Annotated in this window: 19 protein-coding genes; 8 read left to right on the top strand and 11 right to left on the bottom strand. The window is 67.5% G+C overall.

Annotated elements, in window-relative coordinates; genetic code table 11:
• Positions 1-3: 3 nt before the first annotated feature.
• The 4 genes from kduI to ACTWQD_RS14885 are packed head-to-tail and all read right to left on the bottom strand — an operon-like array spanning position 4 to position 3,695.
• Positions 4-837, bottom strand: coding sequence for a 5-dehydro-4-deoxy-D-glucuronate isomerase (gene kduI, locus ACTWQD_RS14900; RefSeq protein WP_443196899.1), 834 nt, complete (start codon positions 835-837; stop codon positions 4-6).
• A gap of 19 nt (positions 838-856) precedes the next feature.
• Positions 857-2,164 (bottom strand): TRAP transporter large permease, encoded by a 1,308-nt coding sequence (locus ACTWQD_RS14895; RefSeq protein WP_443196898.1) that lies wholly within the window; start codon positions 2,162-2,164, stop codon positions 857-859.
• Positions 2,161-2,691: a TRAP transporter small permease gene (locus ACTWQD_RS14890; RefSeq protein WP_443196897.1), complete on the bottom strand. Its 531-nt coding sequence runs from the start codon at positions 2,689-2,691 to the stop codon at positions 2,161-2,163. Before ACTWQD_RS14890 ends, ACTWQD_RS14895 begins: the two co-directional genes overlap by 4 nt.
• Entirely contained in the window at positions 2,691-3,695 is a 1,005-nt protein-coding gene (locus ACTWQD_RS14885; protein ID WP_443196896.1) for a TRAP transporter substrate-binding protein, read from the bottom strand. The genes ACTWQD_RS14890 and ACTWQD_RS14885 overlap by 1 nt, the downstream gene beginning before the upstream one ends.
• 158 nt (positions 3,696-3,853) lie before the next feature.
• Between ACTWQD_RS14885 and ACTWQD_RS14880 the strand changes: the two genes are divergently transcribed.
• The 5 genes from ACTWQD_RS14880 to ACTWQD_RS14860 all read left to right on the top strand — a co-directional run bounded on the left by ACTWQD_RS14880 (position 3,854) and on the right by ACTWQD_RS14860 (position 7,776).
• Entirely contained in the window at positions 3,854-4,879 is a 1,026-nt protein-coding gene (locus ACTWQD_RS14880) for a zinc-dependent alcohol dehydrogenase (protein WP_443196895.1), read from the top strand.
• Positions 4,876-5,631: an SDR family oxidoreductase gene (locus ACTWQD_RS14875; protein ID WP_443196894.1), complete on the top strand. Its 756-nt coding sequence runs from the start codon at positions 4,876-4,878 to the stop codon at positions 5,629-5,631. The genes ACTWQD_RS14880 and ACTWQD_RS14875 overlap by 4 nt, the downstream gene beginning before the upstream one ends.
• Positions 5,628-6,257: a bifunctional 4-hydroxy-2-oxoglutarate aldolase/2-dehydro-3-deoxy-phosphogluconate aldolase gene (locus ACTWQD_RS14870; RefSeq protein ID WP_443196893.1), complete on the top strand. Its 630-nt coding sequence runs from the start codon at positions 5,628-5,630 to the stop codon at positions 6,255-6,257. The genes ACTWQD_RS14875 and ACTWQD_RS14870 overlap by 4 nt, the downstream gene beginning before the upstream one ends.
• Entirely contained in the window at positions 6,254-7,195 is a 942-nt protein-coding gene (locus tag ACTWQD_RS14865) for a sugar kinase (protein WP_443196892.1), read from the top strand. The genes ACTWQD_RS14870 and ACTWQD_RS14865 overlap by 4 nt, the downstream gene beginning before the upstream one ends.
• A gap of 92 nt (positions 7,196-7,287) precedes the next feature.
• On the top strand, positions 7,288-7,776 hold the full coding sequence (locus ACTWQD_RS14860) for a hypothetical protein (protein WP_443196891.1): 489 nt from the start codon (positions 7,288-7,290) through the stop codon (positions 7,774-7,776).
• Between the two features lie 20 nt (positions 7,777-7,796).
• Here the strand turns inward: ACTWQD_RS14860 and ACTWQD_RS14855 are convergent, their stop codons facing one another.
• From ACTWQD_RS14855 to ACTWQD_RS14830, 6 genes are all read right to left on the bottom strand, one after another.
• Entirely contained in the window at positions 7,797-8,255 is a 459-nt protein-coding gene (locus tag ACTWQD_RS14855) for a hypothetical protein (protein WP_443196968.1), read from the bottom strand.
• Positions 8,256-8,446: 191 nt separating this feature from the next.
• A complete protein-coding gene (locus ACTWQD_RS14850) occupies positions 8,447-8,911 on the bottom strand; it encodes a phage tail protein (protein WP_443196890.1) in 465 nt (154 codons plus the stop codon).
• 70 nt (positions 8,912-8,981) lie between these two features.
• Positions 8,982-10,199 (bottom strand): glycosyltransferase, encoded by a 1,218-nt coding sequence (locus tag ACTWQD_RS14845; RefSeq protein WP_443196889.1) that lies wholly within the window; start codon positions 10,197-10,199, stop codon positions 8,982-8,984.
• Between the two features lie 104 nt (positions 10,200-10,303).
• Positions 10,304-10,678: a hypothetical protein gene (locus ACTWQD_RS14840; RefSeq protein ID WP_443196888.1), complete on the bottom strand. Its 375-nt coding sequence runs from the start codon at positions 10,676-10,678 to the stop codon at positions 10,304-10,306.
• Positions 10,679-10,782: 104 nt separating this feature from the next.
• Positions 10,783-11,484, bottom strand: a complete 702-nt coding sequence (locus ACTWQD_RS14835; RefSeq protein ID WP_443196887.1) for an SCO1664 family protein — start codon at positions 11,482-11,484, stop codon at positions 10,783-10,785.
• 25 nt (positions 11,485-11,509) lie between these two features.
• Positions 11,510-12,181: an MSMEG_4193 family putative phosphomutase gene (locus ACTWQD_RS14830; RefSeq protein ID WP_443196886.1), complete on the bottom strand. Its 672-nt coding sequence runs from the start codon at positions 12,179-12,181 to the stop codon at positions 11,510-11,512.
• A 93-nt stretch (positions 12,182-12,274) separates the two neighbouring features.
• Here ACTWQD_RS14830 and ACTWQD_RS14825 point away from each other — a divergent pair, with 93 nt between their 5' ends.
• Positions 12,275-13,663, top strand: coding sequence for a sigma 54-interacting transcriptional regulator (locus ACTWQD_RS14825; RefSeq protein ID WP_443196885.1), 1,389 nt, complete (start codon positions 12,275-12,277; stop codon positions 13,661-13,663).
• A gap of 27 nt (positions 13,664-13,690) precedes the next feature.
• A complete protein-coding gene (locus ACTWQD_RS14820) occupies positions 13,691-15,691 on the top strand; it encodes a hypothetical protein (protein ID WP_443196884.1) in 2,001 nt (666 codons plus the stop codon).
• 30 nt (positions 15,692-15,721) lie between these two features.
• On the opposite strand, the gene ACTWQD_RS14815 is transcribed toward ACTWQD_RS14820, so the two are convergent.
• Positions 15,722-16,456 carry a DUF3592 domain-containing protein gene (locus tag ACTWQD_RS14815; RefSeq protein ID WP_443196883.1) on the bottom strand — a complete coding sequence of 245 codons (735 nt, stop codon included), beginning with the start codon at positions 16,454-16,456 and terminating at the stop codon, positions 15,722-15,724.
• Between the two features lie 174 nt (positions 16,457-16,630).
• On the opposite strand from ACTWQD_RS14815, the gene ACTWQD_RS14810 reads away from it, so the two are divergent.
• Complete coding sequence (locus tag ACTWQD_RS14810; protein WP_443196882.1) at positions 16,631-17,110, top strand: GNAT family N-acetyltransferase; 480 nt, start codon at positions 16,631-16,633, stop codon at positions 17,108-17,110.
• Positions 17,111-17,145: the final 35 nt, after the last annotated feature.

The following is a 17,145-nucleotide window of genomic DNA, read 5'->3' as shown; positions in this document are numbered from 1 at the left end:
ATCTCATCTCACTTCAGCAATCGCGACGCCATCCATATCGTCGAAGGCCTGGTTCTCCCCGGCCATCGCCCACACGAATGAGTAGTTCGACGTTCCCACGCCCGAATGGATCGACCAGGACGGTGAAAGCACCAGACCCCCGTCGGCAACAAGCATATGTCGGGTCTCGGACGGTTCCCCCATGAGGTGAACGACTCGAGCTTCCTCGGGTACATCGAAGTAGACGTAGAACTCTGTGCGGCGGTCGTGGGTGTGCGCCGGCATGGTGTTCCACATGCTGCCGGGGTGCAATTGCGTGACGCCCATGACCACCTGGCAGCTGCGCACGCCGTCTTCGTGAATGTACTGGTTAATGGTCCTGCGATTGGAAGTCAGCGGATCCCCGAGCTCGCGGACGGTGCCCTGCCCGGGTTCGACCAGTGCCGTGGGGTAGGTGGCGTGCGCCGGGGCTGAGAAGCCGTAGAAGCGGGCGGGGGTCCCGGCGTCGTCCGACTCGAACACCACGTCCTTCACCCCGCGGCCCAGGTACAGGCACGCGCCGGTGGGCATAACGTGACGCTCACCGTCGGCGTGCACGGCACCCGCCGCCCCGATGTTGACGATCCCGATCTCGCGATGATCGAGGAACTGCTCGCTGCGGATTTCCGGCACGGCCTCGAGCCCGAGGGGAGAATCGGTCGGCACGGCGCCGACCGCCACCACGCGATCGTAGTGGGTGACAACGGTTCGTACGCTGCCGGGAACGAACAGATCTTCGATGAGGTATCGGTCGCGCAGCTGCTGCTGGGTGGCGCCGGGGATCTGCTCGGGGGATGTTGGGCCGTAGACGGCGGTCATGGTGTTCCTTCGGAAGTGGTTAGAGCAGACCCATGAGGCCGGGGAGCCACAGGGAAAGCTGGGGGACGAAGACGATGACGAACAGCAGCGCGATGAGCACCACAAGGAACGGCACCAGTTTGACGATCACGGGTTCCAGTTTGACCTTCGCGACCTGGGTTCCGACGAACAATACGGGCGCGGAGGGCGGGGAGATCACCGCAATCGAGAGGTTGAAGACCATCACGATGCCGAAGTGGACCGGGTCGATGCCGTAGGAGACGGCGATGGGCAGGAAGATCGGCGTGAAGATCAGGATCGCCGGCGTGGGGTCGAGCGGGATGCCGATCAACAGCAGCACCAGCATCATGATCAGCAGCACAACAATCTTCGAATCGGTCCACCCGAACAGCGAATCGGCGATCAACTGCGGCAGGCGTGCATAGGTCATGACGTAGGACATGATGGTCGACACCGCGATCAGGAAGATGACGATCGCGCTGGTGCGTGTGGCGTCGAACAGGACCTTCGGCAGGTCTTTGAACGAAATGGTGCGGTAGAAGAAAGAGAGAAGCAGCGAGTAGATGACGGCGACGGCGGAACCCTCGGTCGGCGTGAAGAAACCGGCGACAATACCGCCGATCGCCACGATGATCAGGCCCAGCGACGGTACCGCTCGGCCAAGTGTGACCAGGAAGACCGAGAACTTCGGCCAGGGCTCGCCCCGCAGTTCGGGGTGCCGCCGGGCGTAGCCGAAACCGACCGCGGCACAGGCCAGGGCCCACAGAATGCCCGGGACGTACCCGGCGACGAACAACGCGCCAAGCGACGTGCCGCCGGCAGCGAGCGAGTAGACGATGAGCGTATTGCTCGGGGGGATCAGCATGCCTGCCGGGGCCGAGGCGATGTTCGCCGCAGCGCTGAAGGCGCGGTCATAGCCCGCCCGGCGCTGCATCGGAGCCATGGTGGAACCCACCGCGGCGGCGCTGGCGACGGCGGAACCGGACACAGAGCCGAAGATCGCGTTCGCTATCACGTTGGTTTGCACCAGTGGCGCCGGCGTGCGGCCCACGAGCACCCGTGCGAGGTTGATCAGCCGCTCGGCGATGCCGCCGTTGTTCATGATGACGCCGGCGAGAACGAAGAACGGGATGGCCAGCAGGGCGAACGAGTTGGTGCCGCCGATCATCTGCTGTGCGGCGGTGATGGCGCCGCGCTGGAAGTCCACGATGAGCAGCATGCACAGGGCGGACGGAAGCCCGATGGCGATGGAAACGGGAGCGCCGACCGCGAGCAGCAGCGCGAGGCCACCGATGAGGATAAAGCTGATGGTGCCGGGATCGATCACAGTGCTGCCGCCTCAAGGTCCTCGTCGTTTTCCACGTGGCCGGCATAGCGGCTCGAGAAGGTACCGACGATGTGGATGATCAAGTAGATGGTCAGCAGCGCACCCGAAATGGGCAGGGCCAGGTAGAGCTGACCCTGCGTGAGGGGCAGCAGCGGATTCCGCTGCCCCCACGCGAGCATGGACTGCTGGATCCCGCCGAACACCATGACGTACAGCACGAACGCGAGCGTCGCGAGGTACGCGATGATGTCGGTGATGCGCTGAGCCGGCACGGGCAGCTTGGCGACCAGGAAGTCCATGATGACGTCGGCCTTCTCGCCGACGGCAATGGCGATTCCGATCAGGCTTACCCACACGAAGGTTTGCCGGGCGGCCTCCTCGGACCAGGCACTGGGCGCCCCGAGGACCAGGCGGGTAAAGACCTGCCAGGTAACCAGCAGCACGAGCAGTGCAGACAGGGCGACGCAGACCGCGCGGAGCGTGCCGTCAAGCCGCGCCCGGGCCGTAGTCATGTTCATTCGGGTCATCAGCCGCGAGCCGCCTCGATCGCGTCGTAAACCTTCTGTGCGAGATCGGACTTGACCAGGTCTTTATGCAGCGGAAGCGCGGCTTCACGGAAAGCCGTGACGTCGGCGTCGCTGAACTTTGCGCCGGCCTTCTCGGCGGCGGTGACCGCTTCATCGACGGCGGTGCCGAACAGCTTGAGTTCGGTGTCAACCGAGGTGGAGAACAGCTTCTCGAAGGTCTTGCGGTCCTCTTCAGAAATGCGGTCCCACACGGACGGGCTTGTCACCAGGTAGTCGGGCATCATCAGGTGTTCAGTGCGGGAGTAAAAGGGTGCGATTTCGTCATGCGAGAGCGACGAGTAGATGAGCTCGTTGTTCTCCGCCCCGTCAAGCACGCCGGACTGGATTGCGGTGTAAACCTCGCCCTGCGCCATCGGCGTTCCGACGCCGCCCATCCGCTCCATCATGCGGACGTTGGTGTCCGAACCAATGACGCGGACTTTCTGGCCGTTGAGGTCGGCCGGCTTGTTGACCGGGCCGACGGTTGAATAAACGTTGCGGACGCCGCCGTGGTACGCGGTCAGCACCTTCAGGTTGTCGTCCTTCAGCGTGTCGTAGAGCGGTGCTGTGACCCCGGGGTCGTTAAGGACCTTCATCTGGTGCTCAGGCGATTCATACAGGTACGGCAGGTTGACTACGGAGAAGTCTGATTCGAAGTTTTCAAGTAGGCTGCCGGCGACGACGGCGAAGTCGATGGTGCCGGACTGGACCTGTTCGATCGTGGCGGCCTGGTCGCCAAGGGTCGCGTCCGTGTACAGCTGGAGCGAATACCGGCCGTCGGTCTGGGCCTTGAGTTCATCCGACATCTCCTGCAGCGCCTTCGCCTGAGGGTGGTTGGCGTCCTGGTTGAAGGCAACACGGAGGACGGTTCCGCCGCCTTGTCCTGAGGCACTCGAGCATGAAGCCAGTGACAATGCCGTCATTGCGGCTGCGCCCAGAACGGCGAGCATCCTTCTTCCCTGCATGGTTTTCTCCTCGTTGAGTAAATGTGAGTGGTGTGTGACTTGCACCACCGGGGTGATCGAAGACTACTATAACCAAATAGAACTTAGTTGCACCAGATGGAACTTTAAGTGGAACATGGTTCCATAATCATTTATTCGGCGCGACGAAGGAGACGCAAGTGCGAGCAGCTAGATACATTGGCGGTCAAAAGATCGAGGTGGCCGGCGTTGAGGCCAAGCCCCCTGCGGCCGGCGAAGTAACCATCCGAGTGGCGTACAACGGAATATGCGGCACAGACCTGCACATCGTGCTGGGCCATATGGATGCCCGGGTGGCCATGCCGGCGGTGATCGGCCACGAGATGAGCGGGGTCATCAGTGCGGTCGGCCCGGACGTGGACACGCTGGAGCTGGAGCAGCCGATCACGGTCATGCCGCTGCGCTGGTGCGGGAAGTGCGCGTCCTGCCTCGCCGGCCACCAGCACATCTGCCAGCACCTCGACTTCGTGGGCATCGACTCGCCGGGCGCCCTCCAGGAGCAGTGGACGGTGCCCGCATCCCTCGTGGTTCCGCTACCTGTTGGCGTCTCGCTCGAACACGCCGCGCTCGTCGAGCCACTGGCCGTCGCAGTGCACGATGTGCGGCGCTCGCGACTCGTGCAGGGCGAGACCGCCGTCGTCATTGGCGGCGGGCCTATCGGCCAGCTCATTGCGATCGTGGCCCGCGCTGCAGGCGCCGAGGTCATTCTGGCGGAGCCCGACGGCGACCGCCGCGCCTTCGCCGCAAAGCAGGGCGCGATCGTCGTGGATCCCATCGAGGGCGATCTCGCCGCCGTCGTCGATGAGCACACCGGCGGCGCCGGAGCCGACGTCGTCTTTGAAGTCGCCGGCACTCGCGGTACCGCGCTCGACGCCACTCGGCACGCCCGCACCCGCGGCCGCGTGGTATTCGTCGCGATCCACCCCGAGCCGGTGCCCGTGGATCTCCACCGCATCTTTTGGCGCGAGCTCGAGGTGCTTGGCGCCCGCGTCTACGAGCGCGAGGATTTCGAGCGCGCCATCGATCTCATCGCCTCCGGAACCGTTCCGGCAGACGCCCTGATCACCCGCATCGTGCCCCTCGAGAGCACCGCGGAAGCGTTCGATGCACTGCTCGCAGCGTCCGCCATGAAGATTCTGGTAGACGTTCAGGGGGTCAAGGCATGAGCGTCTCATTCGATCTCACAGGCACCACGGCCGTCGTCACCGGCGCCCGCCGCGGTATCGGCTTCGCGATGGCAGAGGGACTCGCACAGGCGGGGGCTGACATCATCGCAGTGTCCGCCAGCCAGGAGGCGGACGGGGGCGCAATCGGAGCCCGCGTTCGCGAGCTGGGACGATCCTTCGAAGGTCACGCGGTTGATTTCCGTGACCGCGATGCCATCACCGCGTTCGGGGCGGCCGTACGGGATCGCGCCGACATCCTGGTTAACAACGCAGGGACCATCCGCCGATCGCCGGCGGCCGAGCATCCCCTTGAGTGGTGGGATGAAGTACTGGATGTGAATCTGCGCAACCAGTTCGTACTCACGCAGGCCGTAGCAGCCGGCATGCTTGAGCGCGGCTACGGCCGCATCGTCTTCACGGCAAGCCTGCTCAGCTTCCAGGGCGGCATCAACGTGCCGGGGTACACCGCAGCGAAGTCGGGCATTGCCGGCCTCGTGAAGGCGCTGAGCAACGAGTGGTCAGCACGCGGTGTCACGGTGAACGCGATCGCACCCGGCTACATTGCCACCGATAACACCGCGGCGCTGCGCGCGGACGAGGAGCGCTCGCAGGCCATCCTCGACCGCATCCCGACAGGCCGTTGGGGCAGCGCCGAGGACCTGAAGGGCGCAACGGTGTTCCTTGCGAGCCCGTCGGCCGCCTACGTCACGGGCGTTACCCTGCCGGTTGACGGCGGATGGATGGCACGATGACGCTCGAGTTGAGCGGGGTTGTCCCGCTAGCGACCATCGACGACGCCCGGGCTGCCGATGTGCTCGCCGACGGCCTTGTCGCCGGCGGCCTGCCGGTGCTCGAGGTCGCGTTGCGTAACCGGTACGGAATGGCCGCGATCGAGCGCATCGCCGCACGTGGCGACGTGCTTGTCGGTGCCGGAACTGTGCTCGACCGCGAGCAACTGCGGCGGGCGATCGACCTCGGTGCCACGTTCATCGTCGCGCCCGGACTCGACGAGGAGATTGTCGAAGCCGCCCTGGCCGCGGGTGTTCCGGTTCTGCCGGGGGTGATGACGCCGAGCGACATTCAACGTGGCATCCGCCTCGGCCTTGACCACCTCAAGCTCTTCCCCGCCGGCGTCGCGGGCGGGCTTGGACTGATCAGCGCGCTGGCACCGGTCTTCCCCGGTGTGAGCTTCATGCCCAGCGGAGGGGTAAGCGCCGCGAATCTGGGAGAGTATCTGGCGCACCCAGCGGTGTTCGCGGCCAGCGGCTCGTGGATTGCAGCACCCGCCCGTGTCACCGCGGGGGTCGAGGCTGTCGCCCAGGCCGCCCGGGAAGCAGCCGCGCTCCAGGCCGAGACCGACCTGGGGGTCAAACGATGAGCGTTGTCACACTCGGTGAATCCCTGGGGCTGCTGGTGGCCTCCCGGATCGGGCGGCTTGAGCTTGTGCCGACGATGGATCTGGGTTTTGGCGGCGCCGAGAGCAATGTCGCAATCGGCCTCGCACGCCTGGGCGTCCCCGTGACGTGGATGGGCCGGCTGGGCGACGACGCGCTTGGCCGCCTCATCGAGCGGGAACTGCGCGCCGAGGGTGTCACCTCCGCGGCGACCCATGACCCGACCGCACCTACCGCCCTGATGCTGAAGGAGCGCCCGGCGGTGGGCTCCAGCGCTGTTTCGTACTATCGTGCGGGCAGCGCCGGCTCCCGGCTGGGGCCTGAGCACCTCGACGTCGCCCGCATCCGGGAGGCTCGTATCCTGCACGTCACCGGCATCACGGCCGCGCTGGGTGCAGGTCCGCGCGCTGCCCTGGACGCCGCGATCGACGCCGCGGTCGACGGCGGCACCATCGTCTCGTTCGACGTGAACCACCGCTCGCGGCTCTGGGACCACGCAACGGCAGCCTCCGCGTACCGCGAGATCGCGGCCCGGGCCGACGTCGTCTTCGCGGGCGACGATGAGGCGGAACTGCTCACCGGCGAACGCGAGCCGGCCGCGCAGGCAGCGGCAATCATCGAGCTGGGCCCAACGCAGGCGGTTGTGAAGCTCGGAGCCGAGGGCGCGTACGCCTTTGCCGATGGTTGCGCCGCGGAACAGCCCGCGTTCCCCGTGCACGCGGTCGACACGGTCGGCGCCGGGGACGCATTCGTCGCGGGCTACCTGGCCGAACTCCTCGCTGGCGCGCCGCTCAGCGGGCGTCTCCGCACTGCCGCCGCCTGCGGTGCGGTGGCATGCACCGCGCCCGGAGACTGGGAAGCGGCGCCCGACCGTGCCGCGATCGCCCGGCTGCTGGGAGCAGGCGACCCGGTTCAACGCTGACACGCCGACGCCCGGGCGGACGAGGGTCGGAGGCGGCGCTGCACGCTGCGCAGTTCGGCTCCGGTGGCGGAGGTACAGACTCGCGGCTGCTAGTGTCTGGACGTTGGCGCAACAACGAACAGATGGGGGCGTGCGCAGCCATGTACGACAGGGAGCGGGACCGGCGCGACGACGCCGTCTATGCCGAACATAAGCGGGCCGTGGCGGCAGGGGAGAAGCGCGTCCTCCGGAGGACCAAAACCGGGGAGCTGCACAGCTACCCCTCGGATGAGATCGGATTCAGCCCGGGCAGGGGACAGGCGCAGGTGAGGACCTGGCAGGGAATGGCCGTTCTCGCCACGTTTTCCGCGTGCGCAGCGGTCTTCTCGGTGGTGCTCTTCCTCGCGCCCCTTGGCGAGGGCGACGGGCCGTTGTGGGGTGCCCTGTTCCTCACTGCCCTCGCGGGCGGCTTTTCCTTCTACGCTTTTGGCCTCGCCCGGGCCGAGTACAAGGCGGCGAGGCTGCGGGGGCTCCGCGGTTCGCCCGTCCCCGGAAGCGGCACGGTGGACATCAATCTCCTCGAGCTGGGCCAGAAGGGCTGACGCCGAGGCTCCGGGGCTTGTTAGAGCCGGAGGGTAACGCCCTCTGCGGAGCAGGAACCGGCGTTGGCGAACACAGCGTCCCTTAGCGCATCCTTGGACTCCTGTTCCGGTTCCCCGCCGGTCCCGGCCGTGCTGGAGCGGTCGATGGCGATGAGGCTGAGGGCAGCAAACAGCCCGCGGACGTCCTCAGCGCTGGTGTCCTTGGCCTCTTCTGACTTCAGATAGATGTCCTCGTAGCCGTTGGTGTCGGCTGGAGAAACAGCCGCGTATTCCTGGTACAGGGTGTTGAAAAGCTCGCAGGAAGCTTTGATGGACGCGGGTCCGCTGGTGCTGGCGGCGGATGCCTTGGGCGCCGGGGTGGCCATGGTCGACGCTGTTGCCGTCGGCGTCGTGGATGCCTCGGGCCCCGGGTTCGGGGAACAGGCGCCGAGCCCGGCGGCGATGACGATGCCGGCGGCGAAGGTGGCGGATAGTTTCATGTTCAAGGGGGCAGCTCCCGGCTCTCGCTATGCGGCCGCGGGAGGGTCCCGGTGCCGCGCATCAGTGGCCGAGTCTAATTGACGTCTGTCCAATGGCGCTTCCGAACCGACGCGTCCGCGACGGCGAGCCGGCGACCCCGTTCCACGCTGACGCGCCGGCTCGGGCGACGCGGGTGGGAGCGATCAGTCGTTCAGTACTCGCCCTTGATCACGAAGTACGACCCGCGGATGGTCCCTGCCAGCTTCGACTTCTGCCGGGCGAACTTGAAGCGGGTCTCGAGCTCCTCGGGGACGTCCATGCCGTCGGACAGCTTGAACCCGACCGCGCGCTTGCCGCCGTCGGCGATGCTGTACATAGCGTTGATGGACAGCCCCGACTCGTAAAAGACGTAGTCTATCCGCAGGCCGTCAACCGCGAAGGTTGTGGCCTCGAGCGGGCGGGAACCGATGACAATGTCCCGCTCCTCCTTGAGGATGCGGGTCACCCGGTCCACCACGTCCGGGACCTCGGTGGCTGGGCTGACTGTGAAGGTATGGCCGTACTTGTTGCTGTAGTAGCGCGCCTCATTGGCGCGCAGCCCGGCGAGGGCATCGGCAACCGGAGATGTTTCCAGGCCTGCGGTGGAGACGTCCTTGAAGTCGACTACGTATGGCATGGGCCCTCCCGGTCTTCGTCATGGTGGGTCAAGGGTAGCCCGAGGCCGGATCGCATGGCTGTTCGGCGTGTCACCGGCGGCGCTCCACGGCGGACTCGATCTCGTCGACTGCGGTCCGCACACCGGTCTCCCGGCCCAGCAGAGCCCCGAATTCCCGGGCCCGTGCGATCATATCCGCGTCGCTCAGTGCCTGCTCCAGTGCTCGGGCCAGATTCGCTGCGGTGAGCTTGCGCCGCGGTATTGGATTCGGCGCGACGCCGAGCCGGTGGGCCCGCTGCGCCCAGAACGGCTGGTCAGCACCGAACGGGACGATCACCGTGGGGACACCCGCACCGATCGCTGCGCCCGTCGTACCGGCGCCACCGTGGTGCACGTTCGCCGACATCCGGGGGAATAGCCAGTCATGAGGGACGGATGGTGCGGAGAAAACCCGCTTATCGTGGTCCGTGCCTCCCCCGAGAGCGCCCCAGCCCGTAAGCAGCACAGCTCGCACGCCGGCGCGGCGGACGGCCTCGTCGACGATGCTGCGCAAGGTTGGTGCGTCGTTGGTGTGCATACTGCCGAACCCGATGCTCACCACCGGGCCCGGCGCGTCAAGGAACTCCGACAGCGACGCATCGGCCGTGGAGACGTTGCTGCTCAGGGTCCAATACCCGGTCGCCAGTCGGCGAGTGCGCGCATCGGATCGGACGGGGACCACCGCGCGGCTGAACCCGTACAGGATCTCCGGCAGGACTACCACAGGCGAGCCCTTGACGCCGAGAGCGGTGCGGGCAGCGCGCTCCGGCGTTCGAAGGAGCAGCCCCGTTCCGGCGGCAGTGATACTGTGCGACATCCGGCGGCCGATGGGACCCCAACGGTCCAATCCGGGGGCCAGAGGACCGGGATAGGCGGTACTCGGTGCTTCTAGTGGCTGCAGGTGCGCGCGCAGCACAGTCGCGCCGGTCGCAGCCGCGACCGGCCGCGCCAGGCCCATCCCGCCGATTCCGGACACGATCACATGCGAGCCCCGCGCGAGCTCTGCGGTGTCACGAGCCCAGTCCCCCGCGAGTCCACTCACCAGCCGGCCCATTTCGCGCATCGACACCCGGCCGCCCGCTGCCGTGATGGCCTCCCTATCGGTGCCCCGCAGGGGCACGAACCGTACGTCGGCCGCGACGAACTGGTCCTCGTAATCCGGAGGTGCAGTTGCGCCCACCCGATGCCCGCGCGACGCTGCTTCGCGCGCGAGTGCGATATAGGGTTCGACCCCACCGCGAGTGTCGTTAGCAATGAAGGTGATGTCCATGCCACACACGCTATCTTCAGCAACTGAAGCTAGCATCGGGCCTCTAGGAGGTGGGGTCCGTCACTGGAAGCGGCCGGCTTCGCTGCCGGACCGGCATTAAGTCCTCAAACTGCAGCGGAGTCGACGTAGCGGCCATGGCGGTGCAACCACACATAAAGGCCAGCTGAGGCGCCGACGGCCAGGAGAGGGACAGCCCAAACTGCGGGATCAGCGCCGCGCAACAGGACGGCAACGGCAACGACGGTGGCGGCCGAGATGCCAACGCCCGGTGACGCAGTCGACAGGCTGCGCAAAACGTCTTTTCTGAACTGCCCGTGCAGAGCTGTGAGGCCGAGGATAGCGACCACGAGTGTGATGGCAGCTCCGAGCAGAATCCACCCCTCGGCAAGGCCAATAACAACGACTCCGGCAGCGAAGAAGATGCTTAGGAGTATCCAGTAAGCGTTTTTGGTTTGACCATTCCGCACTGTTTGATTCATTGGTTCGATCCTAGCAACCGCGGTTGAAGTCCAGGGCTGTTCCGCCCAGGCCCATGGCCAAGGCGCAAGCGAATGGACTAAAGATCCAGTTGTATCGACAGGACCTAGACAAGCGGCCACGGGTACCGCATGCCGGTGCGGTCCACCGGCAGGGACCCAGCAGCCAGCACCCGCTGGACGCGGCGCTGGAGGGCTGCCACCTCGTCGTCGTCGAGCAGCTCCGCCAGCTCGGGCGGGACGGCCTCGGCCAGCGGGGCGACGTCCTGGAGCAGCGCATCAGGAATGGGGTCGCCGGCGAAGTCCCAGATCACGGTGCGCAGCTTGAACGCCGCGGAGAAGCACAGCCCGTGGTCGATGCCCCAGATCCGGCCGTCGTCGCCGCGCAGCACGTGCCCGCTCTTGCGGTCGGTGTTGTTGGCGATGTAATCAAACAGGGCCATGCGGGCCAGCTCGCGGTGCGTTTCCGGGGCGTCCTCGAACAGGGTGAAGTAGTGCTGCTCGAAGTCGCCCACAACAAACCACTGCAGGGACCCCACGCCCAAGGGGGCATCCTCGCGGATCACCGTTGGCGGCACGAAACCCCAGCCCAGCCATTCGCTCAGCAGGTAGGCCGCGCGTTCGCGCTTGTAGAGCCCGGGCTCAAAGTCGGACAGCGGCCGTTCGCCGGCCTCCGGTTTGTAGACCGCATACCCCTCGTTGTCGCCGCAGGAGACCTGGACGAAGAACGTCTGGTTGCTGCTCCGCGGGATCAGGCCGAGCAGCTCGATGTTGCCCTCGGCCAGCAGGGTCAGCTCCGGGCCGGGCACGGTCGCTCCCACTTCCGAGACTGGCTCATGACGGCCTCAGCGCGCTGAGCGGCTCCGCCGTCGAGTTCACCATCAGCACTGCAGGGTCCTGCCCCTCCGTGTAGGAAATGGCGGAGACGGAGCCCGGGCTGATGAAGATGCGCTGGAACAGGTCCAGCGGCGTGCCCAGGGCGTGGGCGACGGCGGCCTTGATCGGATCCGCGTGCGAGAAGCAGACCACCACGCCCCCGGCGTGGGCGTCCCGCAGCGCCTCCACCGCCCCGACAATCCGGGCCTGCATCTCCGGGAAGCTCTCCCCGTCCGGGAAGCGGAACTGGGACGGGCTGCGCTGCACGGTCTGCCACTCGGGCAGGGCGGCCAGGTCTGTGATTGCGGCTCCGGTCCAGCCGCCGAAGTCGCACTCCAGCAGCCCGTCGTGGTGCTTTACCGCCAAACCGGTCCGGGCCGCCGTCGGCTCCGCCGTCTCGCAGGCGCGCTCCAGCGGGGAGGAATACAGGGCATCGACGGGCAGTCCGGCGAGCCGGTCCGCGACCCGTCCGGCCTGCTCCCGGCCGCGGTCGGAGAGGTGCAGACCCGGCGCCCTGCCCGGGAGGACCGAGCCGGTGGTCGGCGTCTGCCCGTGCCGCACCAGCAGCACGAGAGTCGCCGGACGCGAGGGAGCCGGGACGGGTGAGGATTCTGTCGTTGCTGTAGCCATCGAAATCAACCCTACGTCCGCGCCAGCGCCCAACGCGCAGGAATCTCACAAAATCCCTCGATTCCCCGGCGGGTGCAGGTCTACGGTGGAGGAGTGAGTGAACGCCCCGAAATCTTCACTGTTGGTGAGCTGCGCGCCTCCGGCCACGTGCACAAGGACCTGCGCCGCGAGATCCGCGACAACCTGCTGGCCGCGCTCGCCGCCGGCCGGGATCCCTGGCCCGGGATGTTCGGCTTCAGCCGGACCGTTCTGCCACAGCTGGAACGCGCCCTCCTGGCCGGGCATGACGTCGTCCTCCTCGGCGAACGCGGGCAGGGGAAGACCCGTCTGCTGCGCACCCTGGCCGGGCTGCTGGACGAGTGGTCGCCGGTGATCGAGGGCTCGGAACTGAACGAGCACCCCTACGAGCCCATCACCGAGCATTCCCGCGCCCGCGCCCTCACCGAGGGGGACCGGCTGCGGGTGGCGTGGCGGCACCGCTCCGAACGGTACGTGGAGAAGCTCGCGACGCCGGACACCTCCGTCGCGGACCTGATCGGCGACGTCGACCCCATGCGGGTGGCCGAGGGCCGCCGCCTGGGCGACCCGGAAACCATCCACTACGGCCTGGTGCCGCGCTCCAACCGCGGCATCATCGCCATCAACGAACTCCCGGACCTCGCCGAGCGGATCCAGGTCTCCATGCTCAACGTAATGGAGGAACGTGACATCCAGATCCGCGGCTACGTGCTGCGGCTGCCGCTGGACGTCCTGGTGGTCGCCTCCGCCAACCCGGAGGACTACACCAACCGCGGCCGGATCATCACGCCGCTGCGGGACCGGTTCGGCGCCGAGATCCGCACCCACTACCCGATCGAGCTCGACGACGAGGTGGCCGTCATCGAACAGGAGGGGCACCTGGTGGCCGGCGTCCCGCCCGTCATCCTCGAGATCCTGGCCCGCTACACCCGGGCGCTTCGGCAGTCCCCGGCCATCAACCAGACCTCCGGGGTGTCCGCCCGGTTCGCCATCGCCGGCGCCGAGACCGTGGCCGCCGCGGCCCTGCGCCGGGCCAGCGTGCGCGGCGAGGACCACGCCGTCGCCCGGCTGATCGACCTGGAGGCCGCCGTCGACGTCCTGGGCGGAAAGATCGAGTTTGAGTCCGGCGAGGAGGGCCGGGAACAGGACATCCTGGACCACCTGCTGCGGATGGCCACCGCCGAAGCCGTCCGGGCGCACCTGCACGGCATCGACCTGGGCCCGCTGGTGGCCGCACTGGACGGCTCCGCCACCGTGACCACCGGGGAACTGGTCACCGCGCGGGAGTTTTTGGAAGGCCTGCCGGCGCTCAACGGCTCCCGCCTCTACGACGACATCAGTGAGCGCCTCGGCGCGGAGAACGACGGGCAGCGCGCCGCCGCCGTCGAACTGGCCCTGGAAGGGCTCTACCTCGCGCGGCGGATCTCCAAGGATTCCGACGACGAGGCCACGGTCTACGGCTGACGCCGGCTGACAGCACGGGAGGCTGCCATGAGCGTTCACCACCGGTCCCGGTACGGGCGGTATGCGGGCGGGCCGGATCCGCTGGCGCCGCCGGTGGACCTGGCGGAGGCGCTGAACGCCGTCGCCGAGGATGTCATGGCCGGCTACTCGCCCCGGCACGCCCTGCAGGAGTACCTGCGCCGCGGCGGCCGCGACCGGGACGGCCTGGACCAGTTGGCCCGCCGGGTGCAGCAGCGGCGCAAGGACCTCGTGGGCAGGCACAAGCTGGACGGCACACTCAACGAGGTCCAGAAACTGCTGGAGACCGCGGTGCTGGAGGAGCGGAAGCAGCTGGCCCGCGATGTCCGGATGGACGACACGGACCGCGCGTTCCGGGAGATGCAGCTGCAGAACCTGCCCACATCAACGGCCGCGGCCGTCAACGAGCTCGCCTCCTACGACTGGCAGTCCAGCACCGCCCGGGAGGCCTACGAACAAATCAAGGACCTGTTGGGCCGCGAAGTCCTGGACCAGCGGTTCGCCGGCATGAAGCAGGCGCTGGAGGGCGCCACCGATGAGGACCGTGCCGCCGTCGCGGAGATGCTGGGCGACCTCAACCAACTCCTCGACAAGCACCGCCGCGGCGAGGACACCGACGCGGACTTCCAGGACTTCATGGCCAAGCACGGCGAGTTCTTCCCGGAGAACCCGCAGTCGGTCGAGGAGCTGATCGACGCGCTGGCCCAGCGCGCGGCCGCTGCCCAGCGGATGCTGCGTTCCATGTCCGCCGAGCAGCGCGAGGAACTGATGCAGCTCTCCGCCCAGGCGTTCGGCTCGCCGGAGCTGATGGCACAGCTGGGCCAACTCGACGCCAACCTGCAGGCCCTGCGCGCCGGCGAGGACTGGTCCGGCTCCGAACGCTTCGAGGGTGAGGAGGGGCTGGGGCTTGGCGACGGCACCGGTGTGCTGCAGGACCTCGCCGAACTGGACGAACTCGCCGAGCAGCTCTCCCAGTCCTATAACGGCTCCCGCCTGGACGACCTGGACCTGGAGGCCCTGGCCCGCCAGCTGGGGCAGGACGCGGCGGTCTCCGCCCGGACGTTGGCGGAGATTGAAAAGGCCATACACGACGGCGGCTTCCTCCAGCGGAACGCCGATGGCGACCTGAAGCTGTCCCCGCAGGCCATGCGCCGGCTGGGCCGGTCGCTGCTGCGGGACACCGCCCAACAGCTCTCTGGCCGGCAGGGCCGCCGGGACACCCGGGTTGCCGGGGCGGCGGGGGAGCAGACCGGCTCCAGCCGGCCGTGGGAGTTCGGCGACGCCGAAACGTGGGACGTCACCCGCACCATCACCAACGCGATCCGCCGCACCATTGCCGACGGCGGTGACCCGCGCCGCGGCCTGCGCCTGGCCGTGGACGACATCGAGGTGACGGAGACGGAGGCCCGCACGCAGGCCGCCGTCGCCCTCCTGGTGGACGTGTCGTTTTCAATGGCCGCGGAGGGGCGCTGGGTGCCGATGAAACGCACCGCCCTCGCCCTGCACCACCTGGTGTCCACCAAGTTCCGCGGCGACCGGCTGCAGCTGATCAGCTTCGGCCGGTACGCCCAGTCGATGGACATCGGCGAGCTCACGGCCCTGCCGCCCTTCCGGGAGCAGGGCACCAACCTGCACCACGGGCTGCTGCTGGCCGGCCGGTTCTTCCGCCAGCACCCGTCCATGCAGCCGGTGCTGCTGGTGGTGACCGACGGCGAACCCACCGCGCACCTGCTGGCCGGCGGCGACTCGTGGTTCGACTATCCGCCGGACCCGGAGACCATCCGGGTGACCGTCGCCGAGCTGGACCGGCTGGGGAGGGCCGGGGTGCAGGCCACGTTCTTCCGGCTGGGCAGCGATCCTGGCCTGGAGCGGTTCATCCAGAAACTGGCCCGCCGGATCGACGGCCGGGTGGTGGCGCCGGATACCGGGGACCTGGGCGCCGCCGTCGTGGGGGAGTACCTCCGCGCGCACTTCCGCGGCCGGCCGTACGACGACGACTGGGCGAAGTAGGTGAATGTAAGCGCCGACGACGGGCGAGCCTCAGAGTCTGCGGGCCGCGCGGACATTCCTGGCACCCACGACCATCAGCACGACCGGTACTATCAGGAGCCCGCCGGTAAGGGCAAGGATGAGGAACGCCGTGCGTGGGGTCGAGCCGGCATCCTCGTCCCTGTATTCGTGGAAGAGGATGAACCGTTCCGGGTTGCCGGGGTCCGCGTACACCTTCACCACCTCGCCGCGGCGCCAGGCCGGCGCGGGGTATTCGTTCTTCGTGCTTCTGGAGTGGTCAATCTGAGCCTGAATTGTCCGTCCCGCAACCGTGTACTTGATACCTGCCGTGGTGTCGGTGATGTAATCCCGGCCTGTACTATTTCGGGTTCTGTGAGTTGAATGCTCCACGGTGACGGTCCCCACCGTCGCGGGCACGAGGACGCCCTCACTCTTCAGCTGGGTGTAGTTCCGTTGTTCCGAGAATTCCTCGAGGAGATGAAACGCGCCGACGCCAAGGATGATGGCGGCCGCAGCCGCGCCGATCCAGACCAGGAGTCCCGCCCGGCGCGCGATACGTTCGCCGTCCCAGCCCGGCGCAAAGTAGCCGTTGCCCTTCCCATCGTTGAAATACCACTGGGTGGTCCTGCTGATTTCAAAGGCGAATCGGCTCGTGGACCGGTTGGGCGAAGGCGTCCATCCTTCCGGCGGCGCAGGCAGGCCGTCGTCAGCTGCGCTGCCACGGGGCGGACGTGAAACATCGTCGTGCGGGGTGCGTTTGGTCATGAAAGCCTGTCCAATCGAGGCGGGTTGCCAGCGAGCCTGTGTCTGCCTATCAACCTAGTGCAGTTGCCCGCACCCGCCCCGCCAGGCACGTCTCGAGTCCTTCAGCCAGCGCCCGCCGGAGCCTGACACCAGGTTAGGGTGGACGCCGCGTCGCCTGCTCTTGATGATGAAGCCATGACTTCCGGCGATTCGGGTGGCGGCCAACGGCCGCGGCGGGCGACGCCGGGCGACGCCGCCGTCGTCGCCCGGCTGCTGCATGACTTCAACACTGAGTTCTCGACGCCGACTCCCGGCGTCGGGGAGCTTCAAGCACGGTTGACGCAGCTCCTGGCGGGGGATGACGTGGTGGTCCTGCTCACCGGCGAGCCGGCGAGCGGGGTTGCTGTGCTCAGTTTCCGGCCCAACGTCTGGTTCCAGGGGCCGGTCGCGATCCTCGACGAGCTCTACGTCCGCCCGGACCTCCGCGGCCGCCGCCTCGGCAGCGCACTCTTGGCCGCGGCCGTTGATGTGGTCCGCGGCCGGGGCGGTGAGCTCATGGAGATCAACGTGGACGGCGACGACACCGATGCGCGCCGCTTCTATGAAGCACGCGGGTTCACCAACACCGAACCCGACCAGACAGACCCAATGCTCTACTACTACCGCGAGCTCTGAAACGGGAACATTGATCACGGCAGACGGACAGTCTT

Origin of the sequence: Pseudarthrobacter sp. 1C304 (assembly GCF_052245515.1) — a bacterium.
Taxonomy (GTDB): domain Bacteria; phylum Actinomycetota; class Actinomycetes; order Actinomycetales; family Micrococcaceae; genus Arthrobacter.
This window is presented reverse-complemented; position numbering and strand designations above follow the sequence as displayed.